Genomic DNA, 16,245 nt, shown 5'->3' with positions numbered 1-16,245 from the left:
GGAACACAGGGAGCGCCGTGTCACAGGCAGTGCCGCCCTCTGGCGCACGACCCCGGCCTGGACGACGTCCGCCTTGCCGACCTCCAGCAGCGATGGCAGTTCCCGGCACTGCGGGAGCGAACAGCGTGCACGGCACCAGCGGTGCGACCAGCGGGCACGGCATGCGGCGTGGACGTTGCAGCATCCCGCGATGATGCCGGACGGCCTGCATCGCGAGATCGCCCGTTGCAGATGCATCGGGTCGCCATTCCAAAGGGGAGTTTCGATGCACAGGCAAGTCAGTGAGATGCTGCAGCGCGCTTATCGGCCCTATCCGTCATTGCCCGAACTGCTGGGCGCGTTCGTGAAGGAGCTGTCCCAGCACAAGGTGATGCGGGGTGGCCAAGTGCGGTTGCGTGGTGCGGTGGCAGGGGCAGCTGCGGGGTTGCCAGCTGCGTCCGGGCAAGAGGTTTCCTTGCAGCGGGTTCCCATCCGCTATGGCGGCGAGGTGCTGGGTGAGCTGCACCTGGAAGGCGAGAAGGGCCGGCTGGATGGTAGTGCCCTGGCGCTGGGGGAGCAGTTTGCCCAGCGTTGCGCGCATCTGATCAAGCGCTACGAAGCCAAGGCCTGGGCCGAACAGGCATTGAGCCGGCCGCTGTTGCTGGTCGGCGCCGGCGAGGCGCTGAAGCAGATGGATGAATTCGTGGAGCGCGCGGCGGCCAGCCCGTTGCCGGTCCTGCTGCGCGGCGAGTTTGGTACCGAGAAGATGGAGCTGGCCGCCGCCCTGCACAGTGGCGGCCCTTCCCGGCAGGGCCCGTTTGTCGAAGTGAACTGTGTTCACCCGCTGGGCGAAGCCAGCGACTGGTTCGCGCGCGCACAGGGCGGGACGCTGTACTTCCACGAAGTCGACGAACTGCCGGTGCCGCTGCAGGGGCAGCTGTCACATCGCATGCGTGGGCTGCCTGCCGCTCATGCTGAAGCGCTGGCGGCCGGCCCGATACGGGTGATCGCGTCGACCAGCGCGGACCTGGAACAACGGGTGAGAGAGAAGCAGTTCTCGCGCGCCCTGCTGGCTGGGCTGGAGTTCCTGACCGTGGATATTCCACCGCTGCGCGAACGGGTGGAGGACATCGGCGCGCTGGCGGCGCGTTCGCTGGAGCTGCATGGATTCAATCCCCGCGTGCTGGGCGACGATGTGCTGGAAGCCCTGTGCGCGCACGACTGGCCCGGCAATCTGCTGGAAATGGAGCGGGTAGTGGTCCGGCTGGCGGTGATGACCGGTGGCCGATGCATCCGTCGTGAGGATCTCGCACGCCACGCGCCGGATCTGGCTGCGGGCCACGTTGCCAGCGATGCCGGGCGCGCCCCGCAACGGCTGCCCGCGGTTGAGCAGACCGTCGGTCCTGCGCCCGCGCAGCCGGATACGCCGCGGGCAGCGCATGAAGGCCTGCACGATGGCCTGAAACGCGCCCTGGCCTACCTGAAGGACCATGCCGCGGAGCCGCTCACGCTGGGCGACCTCGCTCGCCAGGCCCACGTCAGCCAGTCACACCTGGGATTCCTGTTCCGCAGCGAGCTGGGCACGACGTTCAAGCTGCTGCTGCAGCAACTGCGCATCGAGCACGCCAAGCAGCTGCTGCGGGATGGGCAGCGCCTGCGCATTACCGATGTCGCACTGCAGGTCGGCTTCGGTGACCTGAGCCACTTCGAAAAGAGCTTCCGGCGCGCGGTAGGGGTCAGCCCGCGCAGCTACCGGCGAAGCCCGCACCAGTAAAAGCAATGCCCCGGTGCAGGCGCGGGCCTGCCCGGGGCGTTGGGATGGCAGATGCGGCGTCAGCGCGCGTTGGCTTCGGCAGCGCGCTGCACGGCCTGTTCGGCCGCTTCGTCCGCGCATCGCGCGGCCTCGGCGGCGGCCTCGACCGCGCGTTGCGAAACCTTCATCGCGGTGCGGATGCCTTCTTCACTGGCAGCCATTGCGGCGTCCGCCAGTTCCTGGGCGATCTCCATCGGGGTTCTGCCCGCCGGATGGGCGGGAGTGGGCTTGCCGGGAAGCGGGGTCGGGAAGGTCATCGTCGGTGCTCCTGCTGGGGATGAGGGGGGAACACCGTCGCTGCGCTCCCCCAGGATGTGGCGCAATGCCGCCTGGGCATCGGCCAGGATCTTCTGCGCCTGTTGCCGGGCCGCCAGGCGTCCGGCAGCAACGGCCGCGCCGGCTGCCGAAGCAAAGGCCTCTGTTGCTGCCTGCACGCCATCGCCATCTGGCGCCGGAGCCGGGTTCACACTGCATCCTTCTGATAATCCACCCGCGCTTCATCGCCCAGGTAGCGGCGGGTTCGGCGGTAATCCTGCAGGGTGATCACATTGTCCTCCACCTGTATCAGCGCCTTCGCTCTGGAACCATCGATCGCGAACTGCACGCTGGCACCGTCCTGGCCGAGCCGGCCACGGGAAACCGGATGCTCGTTGAGGAATTCCTGCGCATCGCGCAGCTGCCACCGCGCGGCCTCGCGCAACCGGCTGTCATCCTGCAGCAGTTCGGGTTCGTCGTCGAAGCAGGCCGCCATCTGCTGGGCGGCCAGCGAGATGCGGGCATAGCCGATCTGCCGGTGCGCGGCCAGGCTTGCGTCGATCGCCTCGCGCACCTGCTCTGGCGACGGCAACTGTGGCAGCTGCGGCCCGTCCAGGAAGCCGAACAGGATCGGCAGCACCTGCTGCAACGCACGGGTGGCACGCGTCAGCCGATGTTCGCGGCTGCCACCTCCTGTGCTCACCCGCTGGTAGAACCGGAAGTAGTCGGCAAACTCGATGGGCCTGCGCGCGTGCAGCAGCGCGAAGCCGGCAGCGTCGGCCAGGTCGTCGCGCCCTGCGGCGGACATGCCCACCTCACGGGACAGCTGGTGGAGCGCCACCGATTCGCGAAAGTCCAGCTGCTGCAGCAGGGGTGCGTCGGCCGCGCCGATCGAAGCCAGGAACGCGCGCGAGGCGCCGAGCTCGGCGTTGGTCAGCAGCCGGTGTTTTTCCAGCACTCGCTGTGCCTCGTTGTGCGACAGGCGTGTCTCGTCATCAAACTCCATGTTGCGCAGGGCGCCGAGGTCGCTGGCACCAAGGCTGAGCAGCTTGACCGGGCCGACCTGCAATCCGAGGCGGGGCAACCATGTCATGCGCGAACCGTGCAGGCCCTGTTGCACCCCATCGAGCATCGTGCCCTCGTCGGAGAAGGCGTAGCGGTGCTCATGCGATTCCATGGCCCACTTCAACCAGTGCTCGCCGCCGTCGATGAACTGAAGGACATGCCTGCAGGATTGACTGATCAGGTTGGCCTGGGGGATGGAACGACCGGCAATGAAAATGCTCATGCGTGGATCTCCTGGCGGCCTCACTGGGCCGGAAATTCCTTGAGGACGGTCGCAGCGGCATTGCCGACGCGGTTGAAGTCGGCGGTGGCCCCCTGCATCATGTTCTGCGCCTGCGTGAGCACCCTTGCATACTTTTCGTCCCCCGTCGCCAGGTACTGGGCCATGGCCACGCCGGCCGCGGTGGTCGCGATGGTTGAGACATTGCGCAGGGCGTCGGCGGCATCCTGTACGGCGATCGCCGCAGACTGGGCCACCGACTGGTAGGCCTTGCCGGCACCACTGGTCGTCACGACGGTCGCTGACATGGTGGCCGTCTGCACCTGGTTGATCACATCGATGATCTGGGCGTTGACGTTGCTCGGGTCCATACGGGCTCCTTGATGGGCGGGTGGGGCCGCAGGCGGCCTGCAGTCTGTCAGGCCCCGGCGTCAGCGTCGTCTGCCGGGGAAGGGGAAGGGGAAGAGGAGTCTGGCGCGGGATCCTGGGCGGGACCTGCGTCCGGATCCGGACCGGACGCGGGGTCGGGCGCAGGACCGGGCGCGGGCGCTGCCGCATTGCCTGCAAGCGTTTGGAGTGCATGCAGGCTGCTGGTAGCGGCCGCAGCGTCGGCAGTGGCACCGTGGGTCTGTGCCTGCAGGACGCTGATGGCGGTCTTTCCTTCTGCGGTGGCCGCGGCGATCACCGCCGCAGGCGAAGGGGGCGCAGGCACCGGGCCGGGCAGGGGGATGACCTGCGGTGGTGGCGGCGGAGGGGGTTCCGGAGCGGGTGGCGGCACCGGCCAAGGAGCGTTGATCATCTTCGCGCAGGTGGCGGTGACCGCTGCGTTGCTGACCATGCCTGCACCCTGCTGGCGCGCGACGGCGTTGTGCATGGCGGTGCCCAGCGTCTCCAGCATCACCATGTCCAGCATGCTGAAGGACTGCGCCGGACCCTGGGCCACCAGCAACGTCGAGGCGGCGCTGACGCTGTCGACGATCTGGCTGTTGACGGTGTTCTCACTGCTCATGACGGAACGGCTCCCTTCTGGATGATCAGGGCCAGGACCTGGGCCAGGCTTGCGCCGGCGGTCACCTGGCCGCGTTGCTGGTTGGCCACCGCGTTCTGCATTGCCAGGCCGAGGCTGTCGGCCATCGCCAGGTAGGTGGCGGACATCGCGAACGAGGGGGCAAGGGCGATCGCCACACCGGATCCGGCGCTGGTGGTTGCCAGCAGGTAGCCGGTGGCGGGCGATGCGGCCATCGATCAGGGGCCCGACGTGACGCCGCCCTGGGCGGGGGCGCGGTGGTTGGCGTCACGCCGGGCCGACACGTCAGCGCAGGCCCAGGATTTCGCGGGTGGCCACGCCGTTGGAGGCGGTGTCGATCGCATACAGCGTGGACACCCCCTGGGTGGTCGACGCCTGCATGGTCACGTAGGACTGCTGCTGGTTGTTGGTGGCGTTGTGCGCGGCGTTGGACAGCGCCTGGCTGGTGGCCACGAACAGGTTGCCCATTGCGATGGCCGGCGCATCGCCAAGCACCTTGGTGTTGACCTGCGAGACCGAATCGGTGATCTGGCTGTTGACGGCGGTGGGAAATGCCATGGTGGAAGCTCCTAGGGTGGACAGCACTACAGGAACGGAGATTGCCGGCACTCAATGGAATCAGCCGAGAATCTTCCGGGTGGCGGCGCCGGTGGCGCCGGTATCGACGGCGTAGAGCAGCGCGACGCCCATCGTGGTCGCGGCCTGCGCCGTGACATACATCTGCTGCTGGGCGAGCGTCGCGTTGTGGGCGGCATTGGCCAGCGCCTGCGCGGTGGCCTGGTACAGCGTGCCCATTGCCGTGGCAGGCGCCACGCCCAGCACCTGCAGGTTGGCCTGGCTGACCGAGTCGGTGATCTGGTCGTTGACGGCCGTGGGAAATGCCATGGCTCAGCTCCTTGCCTGCCGGCGCATCACGCGCCGAGGATCTGCTTGGTGGCCACGCCGGTGGTGGCGGTGTCGATCGAGTACAGCGTGGCCACGCCCATGGTGGTGGCCGCCTGCGCCGTCACATAGGACTGCTGCTGCGCATTGGTGGCGTTGTGGGCGGCGTTGGCCAGCGCCTGCGCAGTGGCCTGGTACAGATTGCCCATGGCCACGGCGGGCGCGTCGCCCAGCACCTTGGTGTTGGCCTGGGTGACCGAATCGGTGATCTGGTCGTTTACAGCGGTCGGGAATGCCATGTCGATCTCCTTGAGGTTGGCGGGTCAGCGATGGAACGACAGATCAGGAGCCCAGGCCGCGGACGCGGGTGCTGAGGATTTCCTTGCTCGCTACCGCCGTGGTGGCGGTATCGATCGAGTACAGAGTGGCCACGCCCATGGTGGTGGCCGACTGCGCGGTGACGTAGGACTGCTGCTGCGCGTTGGTGGCGTTGTGGGCGGCATTGGCCAGCGCCTGTGCGGTGGCCTGGTACAGATTGCCCACTGCCACGGCGGGCGCGTCGCCCAGCACCTTGGTGTTGGCCTGGGTGACCGAATCGGTGATCTGGTCGTTTACCGCGGTTGGAAATGCCATGTCCTGCTCCTGCGAAAGGGTGGAAGTGCGTGGTATCCAGTGTCACGGTGCGTTGCCTGCAGCGGCCTGGGCTTCACCGTGGGGCCAGAGTAGGAAATGGCGCCGCCGCCGGATTGGCGGAATCGACGGAGAATGCGGTGGGATCACCGTGAAGGTGCGGCGTGAATACGGCGGAACTGATGATCATCGCCGTCGTCGCCAGCGCTGGCGCGTTGCCCTGGAGCACACACAGGGCCTGCGCGTGGGCAGCGCGATCCGGCGGCGAGGGGCTGTCGGCCACAGCGTCGCCGGATCGGGCGGGTCAGAGCATGTAAGGGATCTTGAACGCCAGCGTGAAGTCCGGTGCATCCGGGGTCAGCCCGATGCCGAGCAGGGTCACCAGCGTGGTGTGCTGGTTGAGCGCATACGTCACACCCAGATTCAGTGACGCCGCGTTGGCGTCGCTGCCAATCACTTTCATCCACTTCCCGCCCTGGAAACGGGTGGAAGCGCGGGCGCTGATGCGGTCGCTGAAGGACAGGCTGAGACTGGTGCGCTCGTTGAACGCAAAGGCCACGCCGGCGCCGAAGTAGACCGAGCCGCCGAGCTTCACGTCACCTGGGTTGACCGTGTCGGGGTTGCTGTCGATGTCACTGAAACCACGCGGGAACGAATGCACGTAGCCGAGGTTGGCGAACAGGATCGCCGGATCGGCTGTCTTGACCATCGACAGCCCGACGTTGGCCTGCCACACGCCATTGCCGGTCGGTTGTTCCTTGGGCACGGCGAAGCGGATGTAGTCATCGTCATCGCGCTCGATCACTTTCCAGTCCAGGCCGTAGGGCGCACGCCCGGTGGGCGCGGTCACTCCGGCGGTGAGTACGGCTTCCGGGCGCCAGCCGCGCTCGCCGAACAAGCGGTAATTCGCACTCAGGCCGATATCGCCCAGGCCGTTGCCATTGGTCTCTTCCTGCGCGATCGCGGCCGCCGCACCGCCGGCACCGCCCTTCTGGTAGACGGTGCGCCGCGCCAGGTATGGCACGTCCAGGTTGAGCGTCAGGTTCGGGCTGACGCCCCAGCGCGCGGCCAGATTGTAGGTGAGCGAATCGGACTCGACGTTCTCGATGGCGATGTTGCCGAGGAAGATCGCATCCAGCGCCAGGAAGCCATTGAGGGTGAGCTGCTTGCGGTCGTAGCGGGCGTAGGTGAGGCTGTTCTCGACGGTGAAGCGGCGCGAGAACAGCGCCGACTGCTGCTGTTTCACATCATCCACGCTGCGCCGCGATTCCTGCTTTGCCTGCTGCGCCTCGGCGGCACTGCTGGCATAGCCTTCGCTGCCCGGTGACGTCTGTAGGGTCGAGCCATGCTCGACGGGCGCAGTCGTAGACGGGGCCATCGGGCCAACCTTCCCACTCAGGCGCGCCTGCATCGCCTGCACCTGCATGTCCAGTTCGCGCAGCCGCCGCACTTCCTGCGCGTAGTTGGATTTGAGCTGCTCCAGCTGGTTGGCCAGCGCCTGCACGTCGGCGCCATCATCCGCCGCGGGTGGCGCGGCGAAGGCGGTGCCCGCCAGCGCCGCCAGCGCCAACGGGGTGATCCTCATCAGGGTGTGCATGTTCGTGTCCTGCGTTGTGGAACGCTTCCCCCAACGCCGTGCCGTGGTACTACCGGCCCGGCCCCATGCCGCGGTTCATCGCAATCGCCTGGGCCACGTTCTGGCTCAACGGCAGGTTGCCGCCCGCGGTATCCCGCACCAGCTCCAGCCGCAGCTGGTTGCTGGCGATCTGGCCGTCACCGGCCAGGGCGATGCCCTGGCCGACGCTGCCGTTGCGTATCCATTGCTGAACCAGGCCCTGGCCATCTACCTGCAACAGCAGGCGTGCCTGGTTGCCGTCGAGCACCGCGGAGGCCGAGACGCCTTCGGCCTGTGCGCTGATCGAATGGGCACCGTCACCCAGCAGGGCCGGCACCGCGCCATTGCGTACCACCAGCGTGGTCGCATTGCGGGCGACGTTGCCATCGCCGGCCACCTGCACGCTTTGCACCACGCCGCTGGCGTTGGCCAGGCCGCTGCTGTCGATGTGGAGACCCTGCGTGTCCGGCAGCGGCGCATCTGCGGCGGTGACGTGCACGCTGGGCTGGAAGCTCAGTTTCGGGCTGCCCCCGCCGCGGAAGTCCATGCCCAGGGTCAACGCACCCTGCAACACGCTTCCGTTGCTGGCCTGCCACTGCGAGACCATCGTCACCCCGAACCAGGCGACAGTATTGCCGCCCACGGTGTAACGGCCCCGCATCAGGTTCAGTTCGGGATCCGGGATTTCCTTCAGGCCGCGCCCGGGCGCCGCGTCCGCCGCCTGCAGGGGCAGGGCGGGGCAGGCCAGCAGCAGGACCATCAACAGGCGGTGACGGAACATGGCGGAACCTCCTTCAGAACAGGTCGGCGTGGCTGAAGCCGAAGTCGACCAGTTCGGCATCGGTGATCGGCCCCTGTCGCGCGTAGAGCGCGCGGGCACTGGGCCGTTCGCTGGGTTGCAGCAGAACCGTGTTGCGATCGAAATCGCTGCCGATCACCACGAAGACGGCACGCGATGGCCACGCAGCGAGGAATTCAGGCAGCGCCAGGCTGCGGTTGCCGAGGATGGGATCAGCCACCTCGACCACACCGTCGCGCACCTGCTTGAGCACCACGAAGTGGCGGAAGCCGCGCACGTCCATCAGCACAAGACCGGGAACGCGAAGCGTGCGCAGGCGTGTTTCATCGATACGATAGCCGCGCCCGCGCATGCCCAGCGATTCCACGTAGCGCTTGATGTCGAGCAGCGAGAAACCACGCTCGGCCACCAGTGCTGGATCGGACACCCCCATCATTCCTTCGATCACCGTCGCTTCGTCGGTCTGCAGGTGATAGGCATGGCGCAGGATGGTTGCCAGTGCGGCCGCCCCGCAGCTGTAATCGGTGTGCTGGCGCACCACGTTGCGGTAGCGCCGTTCCTGCATGCTTTCCACCTTCTGCTGCAGCAGTGCGCCATTGGGTAGCACGCTGGCGAAGCCGACGTCGCCCGCCCGCGCCGATGCACCGCCCAGCAACAGCAGGCAGGCCAGCAGGCATATCGAGAGACGGTGGCCGATCATCACGTTCTCCAGCAGCAGGAGGGAGCCCCTGCCCCAAGGGGGAGGAGGAACAGGGGCTCCCGGGAACCCGGCCATTGGCGGACGGCCGGGGTGGTGCACTTACTCGCCGTTGCCGCCACCACCGCCGGTGCTGGGCTGGGCTACGGCCAGGGCCAGGCTGTTGGCCTGCAGGTTGCCGGTGCCCGCCGCCACGTTCACGCCGATGTTGCCGGAGGCGCCGGAGAAGGCACTGCCGGACAAGGCCGACGTGTTGGTGGCGTTGACGTTCACCCAGCGCGTGGTGCTGACCGTGCCGCTCAGGCTGGCGTACAGATCGGCCACGCCCAGTTCGACGAACTGGCTGGTGCCGCTTTCACGCGTATCGAAGCCCAGGCCGCCCACCCCCGGCCGGTTGGGGTTCATCGTGGCGTTCTGGATCTCGTTGTCCAGGTCGATGTGGCCGGTACTGTTGCCACCCGGGTGCGGCAGTGCGCCGTTCCACGTATCCAGGTAATAGTTGGCCATCTGGTAGGCATTGCCGGTGCCGCGGTAGGTGCCGGCGCCATAGCCCCACGTCAGGCCGCTGACGCCGCCATGCAGGCCGACCTGCACGGTATCGGTGTAGGACTGCACGAAGCCGGCATTGCTGACCGTGTTGCCGGTGGAGACCTGGTTGGAGCTGATGCTCGACTGCGCCACCGCCGTGGTTGCGACCGAGGCCGCGAGCGCGTTCTTCTGCTCGTTGTTGTTGCCCGAGGCGATGTTGACGCCGATGTTGCCCGACGCACCGCCGAAGGCATTGCCACCGAGACCTGCGGCATTGGTGACGCCGGAGTTCATGGTCGCGTTGCCGAAGCCGGCCTGGTTGACGAACACCTCGGCGTCGGCCATGCCGAAGCTGAAGGACGCATCGGCAGCGGACAATGACGCGGCATTGTCCTGGGCGTTGTTGTCCCCCGATACCACGTTGAAGCCGAGGTTGCCGGAGGCGCCGGCACCCACGCTGTCACCGATGGACGCACTGTTGGTGACCAGGCTGTTGCTGGTGGCGTTGTTGCTGATCGACTGGCGGTTGTCGATCACCGCAATGGCCGCCGAGTCGAGGTCGATGTCGCCGGTGATGGTGGGGTCGCCGGAGAAATTGACGTCGGTGCTGAGGCGCAGGTCCTTCTCCAGGTTCACGTCGACGCCGTGGTTGTTCTTTTCCTTGCGCTCGTCGGCCTGGATGGTGCTGTGCTTCTGCACATTGACGTTGACGGTGCGGTTGCGTACGTCGTTGTCGGTGTGGTTGTGGGTGTCGTTGCGGGTTTCGCTGACGGTGTGGTTGTGGTTGATGTTCGCGTTGGCGTTCTGGTTGTCCCAGCCATTGGCCGCAGCGGCGGTCGAGGCAGTGGCAATCGCCATGGCGAGCATGGTCCGTTTGACGGTCGCTTTCATGGTGCCCTCTCTCTCATCGGGTGGTGCATCGGTTGGGTGGTTGTCACGGGCGGTCCTGCACGACCAGGCCCAGCACATTGGCCGTGTCGTTGCCGCTGCCCGCGATCTGATTGAGTTGCAGGACCCCGTCGAATCTCCGCAGCGCGGTGCTGGTGACACCGGCGCTGCGGGTGCCGGTCGCGACGCCGCGACCGGCGTCGTCCCGCCCCCCTGCCAACGCGGAACCTTCGGCGGCCAAGGCCGTATCGTCGGATTCGCGTATGCCCTGTCTGGCCAGCGTCGCGCTGACGACGTTGAGCGTCGTGTTGGCGATGCCGCTGGCCTGGTTGATGGATGCGATGCCGCTGGCACCGGCCAGCGCGTTGCCGTCGATGACGGCGGTGGCGTGCGCCGGTGCGCTCAGCACGCGGTTGCCGGCCCGCAGTTGCCGGTTGCCGATCAACACGTCGGCGCGTTCGCCGGTGGCGATGCCATGCAGGTTGGCCTGCAGGTTGAGGTCACCGGCCGCCTGGTTCAACGCGATGGCGCCGTTTGCACCCGCCAGGGCGTGACCGTCGATGCGGGCCACGTCGAGGTAGGCGAGCATGCCGCTGTAGTCGTCGGCCTGCGCCATCAACGGCGTGGCAAACAGGACCAGCAGCAGCAAACGTGCCCGCTTCACTTGCCACCTGCCGGGGCCGGGCCCTGCAACGGGAACTGGGCGAGCGCGCCGCGCACGGTATCGCCGATGCCGCGGGTGCTGTTCCCGACCGCGCCCAGTGGGCCACCCAGTGCGCCACCGAGGCTGCTGCCGAGCATGCCGTCACTGCTGCGTCCCAGCGTGCCGCCCAGGGCCTGCTGGGCGACCCGTTCGACGGTGGTGCCCGTGGGGGTCGCGGTCGCAGCCGTGTGCCCCGCCCCCATGCCGGCATAGTCCTCATCGCTCAGCTCGTCCATCGCGTTTGCCGGGGTACCCGCACCGAGCGCCGTCGCAATCTCGCGCTGCGGTTTCGGGTCGGCGATCAGCGCCATGCCCGGGGGCGCCATGCGATAGGCCGGCCGCGCGGCCACATCCCGCAACAGGACGATTTCGCCCGGTTGTGCCTTCACGCCCTGGCGGGCACCGGAGGCAGAGGCGCCCGCGGCGCCCGACAGCAGGGCCACGGCCAGCATTGCCAGCAGGCCGCGAATGGGGGTGATGCCGTCCATGCCGATCTCCCGTGATGGGTGCGGCGGAACCACGCATCAACCGTGCCAACCCTGAAAGTCTTGGCAGCCAGGGGGGTGGGCACTGGCGGGTGTGGAGCGTTGCTGCCGCGTCGTTACAGCGGCGTGGGAAAAATGTTGGGATTGCGCAGCGCCAAGCGCCGTAGGGCAAGGCAGGCGCCCGACTGTCGCACGGGTGTTACAGGTGCCGCCGCGGACTGTAACGATGCCGCTTCAGCCAGTGCTTTCTTGACGCGCCGCTCATTGCGCCGCCGTTTAGCGCAGCGCTAGGATCCGCGCAACAAAGGCCGCCGCGGTGGCCGTAGAGGTCCCGGCGGAGGGGCGGCACGCCGGTGATTGTCTGACAGTCCGCCGACGGTGTCCGGATGCTGGGGGAAGCATGGCAGCGGTCCCGGAGGCTTCTGCGTCACGATGCGTGCTCTGGTTCGGCGAGCCGCTGGCGAACGAGCGCAGCGCGCTGGCGGCCGCAGGCTGGTACGTGCGTCGCATCCATCCCGACCCGGCGATGGCCATCGGCCTGCGCGGGCGCGACCGGCTGCTCGCCGTGCTGGATCTTCGCCATCTGGATGCGCCAGCCCAGCAATTGCTGGCGCCGTGGATCGAACAGCACGCGCATCTGACCTGGCTGGCGGTGCTGCCGCCTGGCGCAGGGCCCACGCCTGCAGCGTGGCTGCCCTTGTTGCAGCGTTGCATCTCGCGGTTCACGCTTCCTTTCGGCCTGCAGGACCTGGTGGCGGCGATGCGCCAGCAGTTCGACGCGGAGGATACGTCTGCCGACGAAGTGTGCGGCGGGCAGGGGCCGCGCGCATTGATCGGCGAGAGTCCTGCGCTGCATGCGGTGCGCACCGTACTGCACAAGTTCGCGCCGGTCGATCTGCCGGTGCTGGTCACCGGCGAGACCGGCACCGGCAAGGAGTTGGCGGCACATGCACTGCACGCGTTGTCCGGCCGTGCAGGCAAGCCGTTCATCGCGGTCAACTGCGGTGCCATTCCGGCCAACCTGGTGCAGTCGGAGCTGTTCGGCCACGAGCGTGGCTCGTTCACCGGTGCCGACAAGCGCCAGATCGGCGTATTCGAGGCCGCATCCGGCGGAACCGTGTTCCTTGACGAGGTGGGCGACCTGCCGGCCGAAGCGCAGACCAGCCTGTTGCGCGTGCTGCAGGAAGGTACGTTCGAGCGCGTGGGCAGCAGCCAGCCGCTGCGGGCGGACGTGCGTGTACTGGCTGCCACCCATGTGGAACTGGAGCACGCGGTGGCGCAGGTGCGGTTCCGCAGCGATCTTTACTATCGCCTCAACGTGCTGCGCCTGCTGATGCCACCGCTGCGCGAGCGCGGCGCTGATGTGCAGCTGCTGGCGGAGCATTTCCTGCGCTGCTTCCGCCTGCGCCACAGCGTGCGTGCACGTGGCTTTGCACCCGCTGCGCTGCAGGCGATGCGGCGTTTCGAATGGCCCGGCAACGTGCGCGAACTGCTGAACCGGGTGCAGCGGGCGGCGATCATGGCCGAAGGCGAGCTGATCAGCGAGCGTGACCTCGAACTGGGAGGGCCCGTGCATGCGCCGCCGGGGGCGGTGCTGCACGATGCCCGCGGCCAGGCCGAACGTGATGTGCTGCTGCAGACGCTGCGGCAGACCGGCTACAACGTCTCCGAGTGCGCGCGGCAGATGCAGATCTCGCGGGTGACCGTGTATCGGCTGTGCCGCAAGCATCGGCTGGAGCTGCCGGCGCAGCGCTGATCAGCCGGCCGGCACGTGCTTGAACAGGCGCAATGGCGTGCCTGGAAGACGCTCGATCACGCCCTTGGCCTCCAGGTCCAGCTGCACGGCCTTCAGCCACCAACCGGCCGTGGCGCCTTGCGGAAACAGCGATGCGGGCAGGTGCGGCAACAGCGCCTGCTTCGCCTGCGCCACCGTCATCCCGCGAGGTTGCCTGGGCAAGGCACGCAGCAGGGCCGCGCGCATGGCCATGTACTTGGCGCGATCCACGCGCTGGATGTGCCCGGGCGTGGTGATGCTCTCGATCTCGATCCGCTCGGGCTCAGGCATGGCTATCTCCCGCGATCTCGATGCGTGGGCTGCGGAAGCCCATGGAGATCCACGCCTTCAACAGCCGGGCATAGAACCGCAGCGAGTGGGTCTTCAGGTTGGGCACATCGCCGGGAAGGACAGACGCGTCGGGAAGATCGTTGACCATCGTCCGCATCTCCACGGCGGGGCGTATCGCGTCCGGCCACAACAGCCCATACAGGCTCAGCCAATGGCCACCGCTGAACTCCAGGAAGAGCGGCGTATTGCAGCAGCCCGCCACGACGCGGCGGCTGCCGGCCTTGCTGGACAACCGCCACGCGTGCAGCCGGGAATGCCCGGCATCGATGCGGACGCGATCCTTGCGCTGCATTACGAAATGCGTCTGGCCCTGAGGCCCCAGCACCTGCGGTGCGCCGGGCATCGCCTGCATCCGGGCGCCGGCCCTGCGGCAGCTGCCGCAGCAGCATTCGACGCTGGCGATGGGGCTGCCGGTGGTGGTCAGGCGGACCTGGCCGCAGGCGCAGGCAAGGGACTGTTGGGAAGGCATCTGCATTTTCTCCTGGGGTACTCAACCTCTCGACGAACGGGCGCGTGGGAAATCGACACCCACTGCCTTCAGGGCGGCATCATCCGGTAGCGGACGCGGTACAGGTCCAGTCCCTCACCACCGGCGCGTCGCGCCGAGTAGGTCAGCGTGTCGCGGCGCGAGCCATCCAGCATCGCGCCGTAGCTGTCGCCGCTGGGCGCGTTCACGGGCGATGGCAAAGCATGGCCAGCGTCATAGCGGCCTCCACGTTCGTAGGCAATGAACTGGCGCACCGGTGCGCGGCCGAAGTCCTGGGCGCGGGCAAATACCACCGTTCGGCCGTCGCCCAGGAAGGTGGCATCGAACTCCTGCGCTGCGGTATTGAGGTCTCCCGCCAGCGGCCGTGCCGGCTGCGCGACGCCGCCGATCATCGCCGCGCTGTAGAGGTCATGGCCGCCAGCACCGCCCGCACGATCGCTGGAGAACAACAGCGTACGACCGTCGGGCGAGAGCATCGGCGCGAACTCATCGGCCGCGCTGTTCACTGCGGGGCCAAGATTGACTGGCTCCCCGAATCGACCGTCGCTCCCCATGCTGACCCGATACAGATCGTCACCGCCCTGGCCGCCTGCGCGGTCCGAGCAGAAATACACGACGCGCCCATCTGCGGAAAATGCGGGATCGAAGTCGCGCCCCGGCGTGTTGAACGGCACTGGCGTGGCCGGCCGCCAGCGGTCACCTTCGCGGTGCGAGATCCAGATGTCGTAGCCCCCAGGCCCCCCCGGCCGGTTGCGGCTGAACCACAGGGCGGTATTGCCGTCCGGACTCAGGGTCAGCCGGATCTCGTCATGCTGTGTGGAGGCAATGCCGGGGGCGAACCGCTCGGCGGGACCGATGATCCGCAGCACCACGGGCGGGGAGGGCACGGGCAATGCCGATGCCAGCAGCATCACGGCCAGAAGCGCCTTCATGCCTGTCGCTCGAAGTCGCTGACCCAGTTGGTTTCCCAACTGCGTCCACCATCGGCGGAGGCCGCCTGTTCCCAGCGCGCCGAACGCGGGGTGATGCGTGACCAGATCACCCGCGTCTGGATCGCCCGTCCCTCGTGCTGGTCCTCGCCGAAGAAGCGGCCGACACCGGCCTCGAACCCCCCGCGCAGTGGCGCGCCGATCCGGGTCGGCGCGCGGCCATCCAGCCACCAGCTGAGCCAGTGCCGCTCGGCCGCATTCCAGGCGCGGATGCCCATGCCGCGCAGCGGTGCTCCAGGCACGTCCATCAGGTTGTCGCCCACGTTGCCGAATCCGCCCAGTACCGGCCAGTTGTGCAGGGTGCCATTGAACGCGTCCCACGCATCGCTGCCTGCCAGCCGAGCGCGCAGGCGGCGATGGCGCACGTTCCAATGGCCCACCAGGAAATCAAAATCGCCCGGTGCATCCGGCAGCTTCGGAAGCGGAGTGGGGATCGCAGCAGTGCGCCGGAACCAGTTGCGCCAGTTCACTTCCCAATGGGCACCGGCATCGTCGGAGAACGCCTGCTCCCACCACGGCTCATCGCCGTGGATGTCATGCCAGCGGAACCAGACCTCGATGGGGCGTCCCTTGAAGTCATCGCGACCACGGAAGCTGCCGCCATCGCCTGCGAAGGCGCCGCGCACGGGCGCTTCGATATGGGCAGGGGTGCGCCCATCGATCCACCAGATCGACCAGGTGGAAGACACCGGATCGAAGGCACGCACGCCCAGGCCCCTGTAGGGGCCCGAAGGCAGTGCCATGACGTTGTCATCGATGGTGCCGAGCCCGCCCAGGGTGAGCCAGACCGCGCTGGCGCCGGTGAAGGCGTCCCAGCGGGTATCGCCCACCAGGCGCTCCTTCAGGCGTTGGTGCCGGACCTGCCAGTTGCCCTGCAACCATTTCCAGTCTGCGCTGGGGCTGGCCAGGGCCCACCCGGAGGGCAGGGCGGTGGACGCTGCCGTGGCGGCCAGGGTGGCCAGGAACTGCCGTCGATCCATGTGCGTTATCCCGTGCCGGAGGTGCCTCCATCGTTGCGCGTGCGAGGGGGATTGACCACGTGGAAATCGGGGCTCAGG

The 16,245-nt window shown here is 67.8% G+C and carries 21 protein-coding genes; 2 read left to right on the top strand and 19 right to left on the bottom strand.

Features of this window, described 5'->3' with window-relative positions; translation table 11 throughout:
- Window positions 1–265 precede the first annotated feature (265 nt).
- Entirely contained in the window at window positions 266–1,753 is a 1,488-nt protein-coding gene (locus tag ACT6SE_RS10870; protein WP_046430817.1) for an AraC family transcriptional regulator, read from the top strand.
- Window positions 1,754–1,812: 59 nt separating this feature from the next.
- Here ACT6SE_RS10870 and ACT6SE_RS10865 read toward each other — a convergent pair whose 3' ends face one another.
- From ACT6SE_RS10865 to ACT6SE_RS10795, 15 genes are all read right to left on the bottom strand, one after another.
- Window positions 1,813–2,259 carry a hypothetical protein gene (locus tag ACT6SE_RS10865; protein WP_014647259.1) on the bottom strand — a complete coding sequence of 149 codons (447 nt, stop codon included), beginning with the start codon at window positions 2,257–2,259 and terminating at the stop codon, window positions 1,813–1,815.
- Complete coding sequence (locus ACT6SE_RS10860) at window positions 2,256–3,335, bottom strand: hypothetical protein (protein ID WP_046430816.1); 1,080 nt, start codon at window positions 3,333–3,335, stop codon at window positions 2,256–2,258. The genes ACT6SE_RS10865 and ACT6SE_RS10860 overlap by 4 nt, the downstream gene beginning before the upstream one ends.
- A gap of 20 nt (window positions 3,336–3,355) precedes the next feature.
- The gene (locus ACT6SE_RS10855; RefSeq protein WP_046430815.1) at window positions 3,356–3,703 is read right to left on the bottom strand and encodes a hypothetical protein; all 348 of its coding nucleotides are present in this window, start codon (window positions 3,701–3,703) and stop codon (window positions 3,356–3,358) included.
- Between the two features lie 47 nt (window positions 3,704–3,750).
- Entirely contained in the window at window positions 3,751–4,341 is a 591-nt protein-coding gene (locus tag ACT6SE_RS10850) for a RebB family R body protein (protein WP_049420461.1), read from the bottom strand.
- Window positions 4,338–4,574 carry a RebB family R body protein gene (locus ACT6SE_RS10845; protein ID WP_032957589.1) on the bottom strand — a complete coding sequence of 79 codons (237 nt, stop codon included), beginning with the start codon at window positions 4,572–4,574 and terminating at the stop codon, window positions 4,338–4,340. Before ACT6SE_RS10845 ends, ACT6SE_RS10850 begins: the two co-directional genes overlap by 4 nt.
- 70 nt (window positions 4,575–4,644) lie before the next feature.
- Window positions 4,645–4,917, bottom strand: coding sequence for a RebB family R body protein (locus ACT6SE_RS10840; RefSeq protein ID WP_005416651.1), 273 nt, complete (start codon window positions 4,915–4,917; stop codon window positions 4,645–4,647).
- Window positions 4,918–4,977: 60 nt separating this feature from the next.
- Entirely contained in the window at window positions 4,978–5,244 is a 267-nt protein-coding gene (locus ACT6SE_RS10835) for a RebB family R body protein (protein ID WP_006446865.1), read from the bottom strand.
- A 26-nt stretch (window positions 5,245–5,270) separates the two neighbouring features.
- Window positions 5,271–5,540 (bottom strand): RebB family R body protein, encoded by a 270-nt coding sequence (locus ACT6SE_RS10830; RefSeq protein WP_005416649.1) that lies wholly within the window; start codon window positions 5,538–5,540, stop codon window positions 5,271–5,273.
- Between the two features lie 43 nt (window positions 5,541–5,583).
- A complete protein-coding gene (locus ACT6SE_RS10825) occupies window positions 5,584–5,874 on the bottom strand; it encodes a RebB family R body protein (protein WP_005416648.1) in 291 nt (96 codons plus the stop codon).
- Window positions 5,875–6,175: 301 nt separating this feature from the next.
- Complete coding sequence (locus ACT6SE_RS10820) at window positions 6,176–7,468, bottom strand: transporter (protein ID WP_046430801.1); 1,293 nt, start codon at window positions 7,466–7,468, stop codon at window positions 6,176–6,178.
- 49 nt (window positions 7,469–7,517) lie between these two features.
- Window positions 7,518–8,267 (bottom strand): hypothetical protein, encoded by a 750-nt coding sequence (locus ACT6SE_RS10815; RefSeq protein WP_049420464.1) that lies wholly within the window; start codon window positions 8,265–8,267, stop codon window positions 7,518–7,520.
- Window positions 8,268–8,280: 13 nt separating this feature from the next.
- Window positions 8,281–8,985: a C39 family peptidase gene (locus ACT6SE_RS10810; RefSeq protein WP_046430798.1), complete on the bottom strand. Its 705-nt coding sequence runs from the start codon at window positions 8,983–8,985 to the stop codon at window positions 8,281–8,283.
- Window positions 8,986–9,084: 99 nt separating this feature from the next.
- Entirely contained in the window at window positions 9,085–10,401 is a 1,317-nt protein-coding gene (locus ACT6SE_RS10805) for a hypothetical protein (RefSeq protein WP_046430796.1), read from the bottom strand.
- Window positions 10,402–10,444: 43 nt separating this feature from the next.
- Entirely contained in the window at window positions 10,445–11,014 is a 570-nt protein-coding gene (locus ACT6SE_RS10800; protein WP_046430811.1) for a hypothetical protein, read from the bottom strand.
- A gap of 44 nt (window positions 11,015–11,058) precedes the next feature.
- Window positions 11,059–11,589 (bottom strand): hypothetical protein, encoded by a 531-nt coding sequence (locus tag ACT6SE_RS10795; protein ID WP_032957577.1) that lies wholly within the window; start codon window positions 11,587–11,589, stop codon window positions 11,059–11,061.
- A 397-nt stretch (window positions 11,590–11,986) separates the two neighbouring features.
- On the opposite strand from ACT6SE_RS10795, the gene ACT6SE_RS10790 reads away from it, so the two are divergent.
- Window positions 11,987–13,342, top strand: a complete 1,356-nt coding sequence (locus tag ACT6SE_RS10790) for a sigma-54 interaction domain-containing protein (protein ID WP_046430795.1) — start codon at window positions 11,987–11,989, stop codon at window positions 13,340–13,342.
- Here ACT6SE_RS10790 and ACT6SE_RS10785 read toward each other — a convergent pair whose 3' ends face one another.
- The 4 genes from ACT6SE_RS10785 to ACT6SE_RS10770 all read right to left on the bottom strand — a co-directional run bounded on the left by ACT6SE_RS10785 (window position 13,343) and on the right by ACT6SE_RS10770 (window position 16,167).
- On the bottom strand, window positions 13,343–13,651 hold the full coding sequence (locus ACT6SE_RS10785; protein ID WP_046430794.1) for a DUF6958 family protein: 309 nt from the start codon (window positions 13,649–13,651) through the stop codon (window positions 13,343–13,345).
- A complete protein-coding gene (locus ACT6SE_RS10780; protein ID WP_239515123.1) occupies window positions 13,644–14,063 on the bottom strand; it encodes a hypothetical protein in 420 nt (139 codons plus the stop codon). Before ACT6SE_RS10780 ends, ACT6SE_RS10785 begins: the two co-directional genes overlap by 8 nt.
- Window positions 14,064–14,248: 185 nt before the next feature.
- Window positions 14,249–15,130 carry a TolB family protein gene (locus ACT6SE_RS10775; protein ID WP_444811156.1) on the bottom strand — a complete coding sequence of 294 codons (882 nt, stop codon included), beginning with the start codon at window positions 15,128–15,130 and terminating at the stop codon, window positions 14,249–14,251.
- Window positions 15,127–16,167, bottom strand: a complete 1,041-nt coding sequence (locus ACT6SE_RS10770; RefSeq protein ID WP_046430789.1) for a hypothetical protein — start codon at window positions 16,165–16,167, stop codon at window positions 15,127–15,129. Before ACT6SE_RS10770 ends, ACT6SE_RS10775 begins: the two co-directional genes overlap by 4 nt.
- Window positions 16,168–16,245 lie beyond the last annotated feature (78 nt).

The sequence above is a fragment of the Stenotrophomonas sp. LC732 genome (genome assembly GCF_052446685.1).
GTDB lineage: Bacteria > Pseudomonadota > Gammaproteobacteria > Xanthomonadales > Xanthomonadaceae > Stenotrophomonas > Stenotrophomonas muris.
Note: the sequence above shows the minus strand (reverse complement) of the source record. Positions and strands in the feature narration are given on the sequence as shown.

What these genes read in the sequence shown, in the direction of transcription:
- ACT6SE_RS10805 (WP_046430796.1), bottom strand. Translation starts at nt 10,401, where the DNA reads ATGAAAGCGACCGTCAAACGGACCATGCTCGCCATGGCGATTGCCACT.
- ACT6SE_RS10840 (WP_005416651.1), bottom strand. Translation starts at nt 4,917, where the DNA reads ATGGCATTTCCCACCGCCGTCAACAGCCAGATCACCGATTCGGTCTCG.
- ACT6SE_RS10800 (WP_046430811.1), bottom strand. Translation starts at nt 11,014, where the DNA reads ATGGCGCAGGCCGACGACTACAGCGGCATGCTCGCCTACCTCGACGTG.
- ACT6SE_RS10780 (WP_239515123.1), bottom strand. Translation starts at nt 14,063, where the DNA reads ATGCAGGCGATGCCCGGCGCACCGCAGGTGCTGGGGCCTCAGGGCCAG.
- ACT6SE_RS10810 (WP_046430798.1), bottom strand. Translation starts at nt 8,985, where the DNA reads ATGATCGGCCACCGTCTCTCGATATGCCTGCTGGCCTGCCTGCTGTTG.
- ACT6SE_RS10825 (WP_005416648.1), bottom strand. Translation starts at nt 5,874, where the DNA reads ATGGCATTTCCAACCGCGGTAAACGACCAGATCACCGATTCGGTCACC.
- ACT6SE_RS10830 (WP_005416649.1), bottom strand. Translation starts at nt 5,540, where the DNA reads ATGGCATTCCCGACCGCTGTAAACGACCAGATCACCGATTCGGTCACC.
- ACT6SE_RS10775 (WP_444811156.1), bottom strand. Translation starts at nt 15,130, where the DNA reads ATGAAGGCGCTTCTGGCCGTGATGCTGCTGGCATCGGCATTGCCCGTG.
- ACT6SE_RS10855 (WP_046430815.1), bottom strand. Translation starts at nt 3,703, where the DNA reads ATGGACCCGAGCAACGTCAACGCCCAGATCATCGATGTGATCAACCAG.
- ACT6SE_RS10820 (WP_046430801.1), bottom strand. Translation starts at nt 7,468, where the DNA reads ATGCACACCCTGATGAGGATCACCCCGTTGGCGCTGGCGGCGCTGGCG.
- ACT6SE_RS10785 (WP_046430794.1), bottom strand. Translation starts at nt 13,651, where the DNA reads ATGCCTGAGCCCGAGCGGATCGAGATCGAGAGCATCACCACGCCCGGG.
- ACT6SE_RS10790 (WP_046430795.1), top strand. Translation starts at nt 11,987, where the DNA reads ATGGCAGCGGTCCCGGAGGCTTCTGCGTCACGATGCGTGCTCTGGTTC.
- ACT6SE_RS10850 (WP_049420461.1), bottom strand. Translation starts at nt 4,341, where the DNA reads ATGAGCAGTGAGAACACCGTCAACAGCCAGATCGTCGACAGCGTCAGC.
- ACT6SE_RS10795 (WP_032957577.1), bottom strand. Translation starts at nt 11,589, where the DNA reads ATGGACGGCATCACCCCCATTCGCGGCCTGCTGGCAATGCTGGCCGTG.
- ACT6SE_RS10860 (WP_046430816.1), bottom strand. Translation starts at nt 3,335, where the DNA reads ATGAGCATTTTCATTGCCGGTCGTTCCATCCCCCAGGCCAACCTGATC.
- ACT6SE_RS10815 (WP_049420464.1), bottom strand. Translation starts at nt 8,267, where the DNA reads ATGTTCCGTCACCGCCTGTTGATGGTCCTGCTGCTGGCCTGCCCCGCC.
- ACT6SE_RS10835 (WP_006446865.1), bottom strand. Translation starts at nt 5,244, where the DNA reads ATGGCATTTCCCACGGCCGTCAACGACCAGATCACCGACTCGGTCAGC.
- ACT6SE_RS10770 (WP_046430789.1), bottom strand. Translation starts at nt 16,167, where the DNA reads ATGGATCGACGGCAGTTCCTGGCCACCCTGGCCGCCACGGCAGCGTCC.
- ACT6SE_RS10845 (WP_032957589.1), bottom strand. Translation starts at nt 4,574, where the DNA reads ATGGCCGCATCGCCCGCCACCGGCTACCTGCTGGCAACCACCAGCGCC.
- ACT6SE_RS10870 (WP_046430817.1), top strand. Translation starts at nt 266, where the DNA reads ATGCACAGGCAAGTCAGTGAGATGCTGCAGCGCGCTTATCGGCCCTAT.